The 9,379-nt window shown below is 62.1% G+C and carries 7 protein-coding genes; 2 read left to right on the top strand and 5 right to left on the bottom strand.

The features are described from left to right. Window positions 1–54 precede the first annotated feature (54 nt). The 3 genes from pqqA to PG5_RS31510 form a co-directional block, all read right to left on the bottom strand. Window positions 55–126 (bottom strand): pyrroloquinoline quinone precursor peptide PqqA, encoded by a 72-nt coding sequence (gene pqqA / locus PG5_RS34015; protein WP_003243383.1) that lies wholly within the window; start codon window positions 124–126, stop codon window positions 55–57. A gap of 88 nt (window positions 127–214) precedes the next feature. After that, on the bottom strand, window positions 215–2,311 hold the full coding sequence (locus PG5_RS31515) for a PQQ-dependent dehydrogenase, methanol/ethanol family (RefSeq protein WP_020801128.1): 2,097 nt from the start codon (window positions 2,309–2,311) through the stop codon (window positions 215–217). Between the two features lie 55 nt (window positions 2,312–2,366). Continuing rightward, complete coding sequence (locus PG5_RS31510; RefSeq protein ID WP_020801127.1) at window positions 2,367–3,299, bottom strand: transporter; 933 nt, start codon at window positions 3,297–3,299, stop codon at window positions 2,367–2,369. Between the two features lie 258 nt (window positions 3,300–3,557). Here PG5_RS31510 and PG5_RS31505 point away from each other — a divergent pair, with 258 nt between their 5' ends. Next, entirely contained in the window at window positions 3,558–5,468 is a 1,911-nt protein-coding gene (locus PG5_RS31505; protein WP_020801126.1) for a sigma-54-dependent Fis family transcriptional regulator, read from the top strand. Window positions 5,469–5,547: 79 nt separating this feature from the next. Here PG5_RS31505 and PG5_RS31500 read toward each other — a convergent pair whose 3' ends face one another. Beyond that, a complete protein-coding gene (locus PG5_RS31500) occupies window positions 5,548–7,038 on the bottom strand; it encodes an aldehyde dehydrogenase (protein WP_020801125.1) in 1,491 nt (496 codons plus the stop codon). Between the two features lie 273 nt (window positions 7,039–7,311). Between PG5_RS31500 and PG5_RS31495 the strand changes: the two genes are divergently transcribed. Next, window positions 7,312–8,340 (top strand): AraC family transcriptional regulator, encoded by a 1,029-nt coding sequence (locus tag PG5_RS31495; protein WP_020801123.1) that lies wholly within the window; start codon window positions 7,312–7,314, stop codon window positions 8,338–8,340. 79 nt (window positions 8,341–8,419) lie between these two features. Here the strand turns inward: PG5_RS31495 and PG5_RS31490 are convergent, their stop codons facing one another. Then, window positions 8,420–9,343 (bottom strand): transporter, encoded by a 924-nt coding sequence (locus PG5_RS31490; protein ID WP_033044824.1) that lies wholly within the window; start codon window positions 9,341–9,343, stop codon window positions 8,420–8,422. Window positions 9,344–9,379 lie beyond the last annotated feature (36 nt).

Here is a 9,379-nt window from a genome sequence, read left to right as displayed (position 1 = left end):
TGCTCGCGAAGGGGCCATCGGTTACAGCACAAGACTCATGCCGTCACTACAGGGTCACCGGTTGGCGAAGTACATCGTGACTTCGAAGCCAATGCGCAGGTCGGTGTAGGCAGGTTTGGTCCACATGATCGAGTTCCTCATTGTTTTTGGGTTGGTTAGTTGCCCGGCAGGGTGGCGAGCGCGGTCATCCGGACTCGCCACTTTTACGCTACGTCTACGGCGTGGCCTTGGCCGCAACCGGTTGCTGTGCCTTGAGGTAAGCGGCGTACTCCTGGCTCATGACGTAGTGCTTGATCTTCTCGACATCGGCGGGCTCGAGGCTGTCCTTGAAGGAGGGCATGCCTAGCGGCCGCAGTACGCCGTCCAGGACAATCTGCTGGAACAGGTGGCGGCGCGATTCATCGGACTTGCGCAGATCGGGGATCAAGCCACCACTTTGCGCGCCCACCCCGTGGCAGACGGAGCAGTAGGCGCCGTACAACTGCTGGCCGGCGGCGATATCCGCGGCGGGAGCGTCGACCGGTGTTGGCGTGCGGTTCACCGCCACCACGGCTTTTTCCGGCAGTGGCGGAAGGGAGGCCTTGCCATCGAGCTTGAACACCAGCAGGCGGCTGAGGTTACCGGCTCCCGGCGCGACGGCGGCATCGCCTCCGATCAGCGGGGCGACACCGCCCCAACCGGCCATCACGGCGATGTACTGCTCACCGTCCAGGCTGTAGGTGATGGGGGCGGCGACGATGCCGGTCTGTGCGCCGAACGACCAGAGTTTTTTTCCCTTGTCTGCGGAATAAGCGACGAAGTTGCCGTTGGCCGTACCCTGGAACACCAGGTTGCCGGCGGTGCTGAGGGTGCCGCCGTTCCAGTAGTGATCGTAGGGTACGCGCCAGGATTCCTTTTGCTTGACCGGGTCCCAGGCCAGCAATGCACCGGAAACAGCCTCGCGGGGAATCTCGGTGGCGTCGGAGAAGCCCGCGCCGGTGTTGAAGCCCTTGCGCTTTATGAAGTCCTTGCCTTCGTTGCGATAGACACCCGGGATCTCCTGATAGGGAATATAAACCAGGCCGGTTTGCGGGTTGAATGACATCGAATGCCAGCCGTGCGCGCCGAAGGGGCTCGGCCACATGACGATAGGCTCTTTCTCGTAGCGCACACCGGGCGCCTCCACCGGCTTGCCGGTCGCCAGGTCGATCTTCTCGGCCCAGGTGACCTTGCCGAATTTTTCGGCAGAGAGCAGCTCGCCGGTCTGGCGGTCGATGACGTAGAAGAAGCCGTTTTTCGGCGCTTGCATCAGCACCTTGCGCGGCTTGCCGCCGATCTCCAGGGTCGCCAGGGTAATCTGCTGGGTGGCGGTGAAGTCCCAGGAGTCGCCCGGGGTCACCTGATAGTGCCAGGCCAGCCGACCGGTGTCCGGGTTGAGCGCGAGGATCGAGGACAGGTAGAGGTTGTCGCCGCCACCGGGGCTACGCAGCTCGCGGTTCCACGGCGAACCATTGCCGGTGCCGACGTACAGCAGGTCCAGCTCAGGGTCATAGGCCATGCCGTCCCATACCGTGCCGCCGCCCCCAAGCTTCCAGTACTCGTCACCCTTCCAGGTCTTGGCCGCTTCGGCCAGCTCTGGGTGTTCGTAGGGCTGGTTCGGGTCGCCGGGCACCGTGTAGAAGCGCCAAGCCATCTTGCCGGTCTCGGCATCATAGGCGGAGAAGTAGCCGCGCACGCCGTATTCGGCGCCGCCGTTGCCGATGATGACCTTGCCCTTCACCACACGTGGCGCGCCGGTAATGGTGTAGGGCTTGCTGTTGTCGGTGGTCTGCTGGCTCCACACCTCTTTGCCGGTTTTTGCATCGAGGGCAATCAGTCGCCCGTCCAGGGTGCCAATGAAGACCTTGCCGTTCCACAGCGCGACGCCGCGATTGACCGCGTCGCAGCAGGCGTCGCGGGCTTTTTCGCGGGCGATCTGCGGATCGAAGGTCCAGAGCGTCTTGCCGGTGCGCGCATCCACCGCCATCGCGCGGCTCCAGGACAGCGATGTGTAGAGCACGCCGTCGGCGAAGAGCGGCGTGGCTTCCAGGCCACGGTGGTTATCAAGGTCGAGGGACCAGGCCAGGCCCAGCTTGTCGGCGTTCTTCGCGGTGATCTGGTCCAGGGGGCTGAAGCGCTGTTCGTCGTAGGTGCGGCCATGGCTGAGCCATTGGCTACCGTCTTGCTTGCTGGCAATGATGGCGGCCTGGTCGACCTGTGCGGCGACGGCCAGCGGCGCCAGCAAGGCGAAGGCCAGGCCAGCGAGAATTCGGGATGCAGACTGCGTGTTCATAGACGCAGGACTCCTGTTATTGAAATTGGAATGAGACCCTGGCGAGCGGCGGTGGCTAGAACAGCTGCAGGATGCGCAAGTTGATGCGGCTGTCCTCCTCGAAGCCGTTGTCCACCGCGATGTCCTGCCCGTAATTGACCATCAACTGGGTGCTCGGGGTGACGAAGTACGACGTGCCGACCGTGAATTTGCTGGTGCCCGGCTTGTCGTCCATATCTATGTCACTGATGTTGCTTTCACCGCCCCAGAGCTTCGAAACGCCCGCGCGCACATCGAAACGCTCGGTGAAGTTGTAGCGTAGAAAAGCCTGGCCCTGATAGAGAGGGTCCTGCTTCTGGGTTTCGCTGGCTCTACCGAAGTCGTCGTTGTGGCCAAAGAGCGTCACGTCGCCGACCAGATCGAGGGTCAGCTTTTCGGTCAGGCCGGTGATATAGCCCGCTTGCAGGGCGAGCTTCCAGCGGTTCTCGCCGAGGTTGATCGCGCGGTCCTTGTCGTAGCTCCCAGTGGGTACGTAGAGGAACGGGGTGATGCCGAAGTAGCGGCGATTTTTCGGTTCATTCAGCAGCCAGACGGTGGCGGCAAGGATCAGGTCGCCAGTGCCGCTGTCGTTGCCCAGGTCTTGCAGATCATCCTTGGCTCGCAAGTTGCCGAACGGCAGGAGGAACTGCGGGTCGACGATGTAATCGCCAATTTTGGTGAAGTGCACGCCGCGCAAAATACCGATGTCGGAATCCAGGCCGGCATCGATCGGTACCTTGTGGCCGTCGGAGTAGAGGGCATTGCGTTCGGCATGCTGGTAATAGACCAGGCCCAGGTTGGTGCCTTCGGGAAGTGCGGTGTAATCGCCGGCATCGACGTCCACCGCCAGGGTGCTGCAAGAGAAACCGGCCAGCAGGCCGAAGAGCGAAGCGTGCAACAGATGGGCCAGGCGAAACTTGTGTGGTGGCCAGCCCGGGCTACGAGGAGCCGGCTCTGTGCTCATTTTCATGACATTACCTTTATTGTTTTTGTTTATGATCAACTTAGTGCCGGAGCGGTTATCCGGACTAACGTGAAGTCATTGAGCAGAGCTTGTGCCAGCTTTTTATGGCTTAATAAAAAAGCTTTTAAATCAATGGCTTGAGTAATAATAAGAAGTGTCGAAGGCAGTGCGGGAAGAGTCCCGCTGTATCGCTGGCTCAATTTGAGACAGTGGCTTGGGGTCGAGCTGGCCCACTTCGAGACATTCGGCCGCGAGACGCATGCCATGCCCAAATCCAGCAGCCCCGCGACACCCCCTTCGCGCAAGCGTTTCGTCGACTCACAAGTGATCGAGAGATCCTGGCAGCGCTCGCAGAATTACGGCCTGTGCCAGCGCGACAATCTGCTGTTTGACGCGCCGGTGGTTGCCAGTCGCGAGCAGATCGCTGAAAGCAATCGCCTGTTGCTGACCTGCGCCGCTCCGGAGATGGAGCAGCTGCACGCCGCCCTGTCGCCGAAAGACTGGGTGCTGGCCTGCCTCGATCTGGAAGGCGTGGTGCTCAGCAGCCTGGGCCGACTCAGCCCGGACAACCGCGAGTTGAATCAGGTGTTCCGCGTCGGTGCGCAGATCTCCGAACAAAACGTCGGCACCACCGCACCAAGTTGCGTCCTCACCGAGCGCGACTCGGTATTTTTTGTCGGCGAGGAGCATTACCTGGAGGAGGCTCGCCAGTTCTCCTGCCTGGCCACGCCGATCTTCGGCCTGGATGGCGGCATAGTCGGGGTACTGGACGCCAGCAGCAAACATGGCGTGCCCTCGGTGTACACCCTCGATTCCCTGGTGTTCGCCGCGCGTGCCATCGAAAACCGCATGTTCGCCCAGCTCGGCGATGTGCTGCTGGTGCACTTGCACCATCGCCTGGACATCCTCGGCACGCCACTGGAAGGCCTGCTGGCCTTCGATCCTGCCGGCAAACTGCGCTGCGCCAACCGCATCGCCGCACAGTTGTTGACGCTCGGCGAGATCCAGACCGGCCTGGACTTCGCCGAACTGTTCGACATGCCCTTCGTTCATGCCACCTGTTACTGCCGCCACGACCTCAGCGCGCCGTTGCGCCTGCGCAGTCACCACCGCGGCGAACTGCATGCTTGCATCACGCTCGGCCCCGGGCAGAAACCGATGCGGGGACAGCCTCCGGTACTCTCGCGTGCGAAAACCGCCGAGCCGCTGCCACCGCCGCAAGCCGGCCCCTGTCTGCAGGATCCGGCCCTGCAGGAGGCACTGGCCCGCGCACGCAAGGCTTTCGCCCGCGACATCCCGGTGTTGATCAACGGCGAGACAGGCACTGGCAAGGAGGTCTTCGCCCGTTTGTTGCACGAAGGCAGCAGCCGCGCTGGCGAAGCCTTCGTCGCGATCAACTGCTCGTCCATTCCGGCCAGCCTGATCGAGTCGGAATTGTTCGGCCACGCCGAAGGTGCCTTTACCGGCAGCCGCAAGGGCGGCGCCAGCGGCAAGATCGAACAGGCGCACAAGGGCACCCTGTTCCTCGACGAGATCGGCGACATGCCCCAGGAGCTGCAGGGTCGCCTGCTGCGCGTGCTGCAGGAGCGGAGCCTGACGCGCCTTGGCAGCAGCGAGGTGATCAAGGTGGACTGCGCGCTGATCTGCGCCACCCACCGCGACCTCAAGCAGCTCAGCGCCAACCATGGATTCCGCGAGGATCTCTACTACCGCATCAACGGCTTGCGCGTGGTGCTGCCGGCGTTGCGCGAACGGCACGATCTAGTGGAGCTGATCCAGCACCTGTTGTGCGCCGAAACCACCGCACAGCAAGCACCCAGGCTGAACAAGGCGGCGCTGCAGGCGCTGTTGGCCTATCGCTGGCCTGGCAATGTCCGCCAGCTTTACCAGACCCTGCGCCTGGCCGCCGCCCTGGCCGAGAATGAAGGCGAGATCGGCCTGCAGCACCTGCCGGACGACGTAATGGAGGTTGATGATACCCCGGCCTCGCCAGCGGCAGGCAGGCCGCAGTCGCAGCCGCAGCCACAGGCGGGGGATACCCTGCTGGCCTCCAAACAGCGCGCAATCAAGGCGGCGGTGGAGGCGAGCGGCGGTAACCTCTCGGCTGCCGCGCGCAGCCTGGGGATCGGGCGCGCGACGCTGTACCGCAAGCTCAAGGGGATGCAGGAAGATTAACGCCACGGGCAAGACCGCGCTCCAAGAGGAGCGGCGGCCTTGCGCACGAGGTCCTAGCGGGCGGTGTTCGCGCCGATGATTACAGCTTGATCATTACCGTCTTCAGTTCGGTGTAGTGGTCGATCGCTGCCGCACCCAGTTCACGGCCGACGCCGGACAGCTTGTAGCCGCCGAAGGGCAGCACCGGGTCGAGGGCGCTGTGGCAGTTGACCCAGACCGAGCCGGACTTGATGCGCGGGATCATGCGGTGCACCGCGCTCATGTCATTGGACCAGATGCTGGCCCCCAGACCGTAGCTGTTGTCGTTGGCCAGGTGCACGGCCTGGTCGATGTCGTCGAAGGGCATGGCCACCAGCACCGGGCCGAAGATTTCTTCCTGCACCAGACGATGCTGCTGGTCGACGTCGACGATCACCGTGGGTTGGACGAAGTAGCCGGGGCCGAACTTCTCGCCGCCGCAGGCGATGGTGGCGCCCAGTTCGCGGCCCATCTCGATGTAGTTGTGCACCCGATCCTGTTGCTTGGCGGAGATCAGCGGACCCATGGCCACGCTCGGGTCCAGGCCGTTACCGAGCTTCATGCCATTGGCGATATCGACGATGTCGCCCACCACCCGGTCGAAATGCTTGCGGTGCACATACAGGCGCGAACCGGCGCAGCACACCTGGCCCTGGTTGAAGAAGATAGCGCTGGCGGCACCGGCCGCGGCCACCTGCAGGTCGGCGTCCGCCAGGACGATGGTTGGCGATTTGCCGCCCAACTCCAGGGTCACGCGGGTCATGTTGTCCATGGCCGCCTTGCCGATCTGCTTGCCCACTTCGGTGGACCCGGTGAAGGTCAGCTTGTCTACTCCCGGGTGATTGCTCAGTGCCGCGCCAGCGTTAAGACCGGTGCCAGTGACCACGTTGAACACGCCGGTGGGGTAGCCGGCTTCCAGCACAAGCTCGGCCAGCTTGAGGGCACTCAAGGGTGTCTCGTCGGCAGGCTTGAGTACCAGGCTGCAACCGGTGGCCAAGGCCGGGCCGAGTTTCCAGCAAGCCAGCATGAAGGGAAAGTTCCAGGCAACGATGGCGCCAACCACCCCAACCGCCTCGCGGCGGATGAAGGCGTGGAATTGGCTGTCCGGCATCAGCGGCAGGGACGGATCCACAGTGCTGCCTGAGAGCTTGGTGGCCCAGCCGGCCATGTAGCGCAGGGAGTCGATAGACAGTTGGACGTCCACCAGGCGTGCCATCTGCACGCTCTTGCCGTTGTTCAGGCATTCCAGCTCGGCGATCACTTGGGCGTCGCGCTCGATCAGGTCGGCCAGCCGCCACAGCAGGTTCTGCCGCTCGCGTGGGCGCATGTGGCTCCAGGCGGAGTCATCGAAAGCGCGTCGCGCGGCTTGCACGGCGCGATCCACATCGACATGGTTGGCGGACGGCACGTCCAGCAGCAGCTTGCCGGTGGCCGGATTGCGCACGGCCATCGTCGCGCCGCTGGCGGCGTCCATCCATTCGGCGCCGATCAGCATGCGCGATCGTCTGGAGAGGAATTCAACGGTCTTGGGATGCAGTGGAAGGTGTTCCATGGGCGAGGCCTCGTTGTTGTGATTTTTGTCCCAAGCCCCGGAGCAACGCCTGTGCCAGCCTGCTAAAAACGCCGTGGCGCCGGGCGTGATGCGTTGCCAATGAGCATTGCGCACAGGTATGACGAAGGCAGGGCTGTATCGAACCCGTACAACTGTTTCAGAACGGCACAGTCACCATCAAAAAGCTCTTTACGCAGGGGCACTGGCACCGGATGATCCCAGTCCAGCAAGAGCATTCACCCGACCCTAGAAAAATAAAAAACAGGTGTCTTCATGCTTCTCGACCATGCGTTGTTAACAGATGTCAGCGGCAAGCCGATACGCCAGCAGCACAAAGTTTTTTCAACCGAGTGGGATGAAATCAGCGCCTGGTCGGATCGCGTTTACATGCCCTATCGCGTCACCCCCAAAGGGCAAGCCATCAAGCCTCGCGCCACCATGCATTCATCCACGATTGGCGAGTTGACGCTGACCCGTTTTGGCTATGGCGTGGCGGTGAGCGTCGATGATTTTTCGCCTGAGGCGGGGAATGCCTTGCTGCTCACGACCATTGGCGGCAATGCCCGGCATTGGACACAACGTTCAGACACTGAAGATACGGCAGTGGGTGAGTCCTTCATTGCCGATTGCAGTCGTGTCGAATACCGGGTTGACCTGGATCCGGATCACCTGCAACTGAATCTGACCCTTCCACATGCAGTCTTGGAGCAGATGGCGCAGCAGTGGTTTGGGTTCGTGCCCGACGATCGATTCTGGAGGCATAAGTGCATCATCGGTGGGGTCGGTTCGAGCTGGCTAAGTCTGCTGGAGTACACGGTTCGGTGTGTTGCCGAAGCTGGCGAACACATGACTGAGGGACGTATGGGGGCTCATCTGCAGCAAGCGCTGTGCGTTCATCTGTTGCGAGAGTGGGCTGGCCGCGCCGCACAAGCCGGACTTGATTTCAACAGTCCAAAGAACCGGATTGCGCCCCGCTACGTGAGGGCTGCCGAAGAATTCATGAGTGCCAATGCAGCGAGCCTGCCGACGATGGCAGAGGTTGCCAGTGCGGTCGGGACCAGCGTGCGGGCATTGAGCGGGGCCTTCTCGCGCTTTCGCGGTATGACGCCCGGTGCGTTCCTGCGCGAGCAGCGGCTACAGGGAGTGCACCGCGATTTATTAGTGGCAGATCCAGCGTCGGGCGCGACAGTTTCTGCCATTGCCTTTCGATGGGGTTATCTGAACCTGGGTGATTTCGCGGGGCTCTATCGCAAGCGTTTCAGTGAACTGCCGTCACAAACCTTGCAGCGCCGGTTGCGCTAGCGGCTTGATGAAAAAAAGGGCACCGAGAGTAACGTCAAAGCCACTCTCGGTGCCCACCAACCCAGCCAATCGCAGCGGGTCAGAACACCCACAGCAACCGTAGGTTAACCCGCTGTTCTTCCTTGAAACCATTGTCGACCGATACGTCCTGGCCGTAATTGAGCAGGGCCTGGAAGGTCGGGGTCATCCAGTAGGATCCTCCGACACGATACTTGCTGGTACCGGGTTCATCGTTCTGGTCCTGGCCATCGATGCGCGTCTCGCCGCCCCAGAGTTGAGACGCGCCGACGTGCACCGACAGCTTGGGTGTCACGGCGTACCTGAGGTAGGTCTGGGCTTGCCATAGCGGCTTCTGGCGCAACGTCAGGCCTTGACTCGTGAGGTCGTCATTCTTGCCGAACAGCGTGACGTCGGCGGTGAGGTCCAGGGACAATCTGTCAGTGAGGCCGGTCACATAACCGGTCTGCAACGTCATCTTCCAACGGTTTTCACCGAGGTTGAGTGCATCGTTGCGGTCATAGCTACCGGTCGGCACGAACAGGTAGGGCGCAATGCCCCAGTAACGGTTCTTCGCCGGATCGTTCACGAGCCACAGGGTCGAGGCCAGAATCAGATCACCCGTGCCACTGGTTTGTCCCAACGCGTCGTTGTCGCGTGTTCCTTCCAGGCGACCGAAGGGCAACAGGAACTGCGTATTGATCGTGTAGTCACCCAGCTGCTGGTAATTGGCGACGCGCAGTATGCCGATATCCGAGTCGAGTCCAGCTTTGATCGCAACCTTGTGACCGTCACTGTAGAGCGACCGCCGCTCGGCATGCTGCAGGTAGAGCAAGCCGATATTGCTGCCGGCTGGAAGCGCAGCGGCGTATTCGCCGGCGTCCACATCGATGGCATGGGCGTTGCCGGCCAGGGTGGCCAGCAGCAATGCGGCACCGATCATTGAAGTATCCAATGCGCAAGCTGAGAAACGAGCGCGCGCAGGGGTACGCGTGGAGATCTCCATGAGTCACCTGTTTTTGTTTTTGTAGGTTTTAGAGAG

The sequence above is a fragment of the Pseudomonas sp. G5(2012) genome (genome assembly GCF_000408945.1).
In the GTDB taxonomy this organism is placed as follows: domain Bacteria; phylum Pseudomonadota; class Gammaproteobacteria; order Pseudomonadales; family Pseudomonadaceae; genus Aquipseudomonas; species Aquipseudomonas umsongensis.
The sequence above is the reverse complement of the archived record's forward strand: the minus strand, read 5'-3'. Positions and strand labels throughout refer to the sequence as shown.

Excerpts from the sequence above, each read along its gene's own strand:
- PG5_RS31495 (WP_020801123.1), top strand. The coding sequence starts at position 7,312 with ATGCTTCTCGACCATGCGTTGTTAACAGATGTCAGCGGCAAGCCGATA.
- PG5_RS31490 (WP_033044824.1), bottom strand. The coding sequence starts at position 9,343 with ATGGAGATCTCCACGCGTACCCCTGCGCGCGCTCGTTTCTCAGCTTGC.
- PG5_RS31500 (WP_020801125.1), bottom strand. The coding sequence starts at position 7,038 with ATGGAACACCTTCCACTGCATCCCAAGACCGTTGAATTCCTCTCCAGA.
- PG5_RS31515 (WP_020801128.1), bottom strand. The coding sequence starts at position 2,311 with ATGAACACGCAGTCTGCATCCCGAATTCTCGCTGGCCTGGCCTTCGCC.
- PG5_RS31505 (WP_020801126.1), top strand. The coding sequence starts at position 3,558 with ATGCCCAAATCCAGCAGCCCCGCGACACCCCCTTCGCGCAAGCGTTTC.
- PG5_RS31510 (WP_020801127.1), bottom strand. The coding sequence starts at position 3,299 with ATGAAAATGAGCACAGAGCCGGCTCCTCGTAGCCCGGGCTGGCCACCA.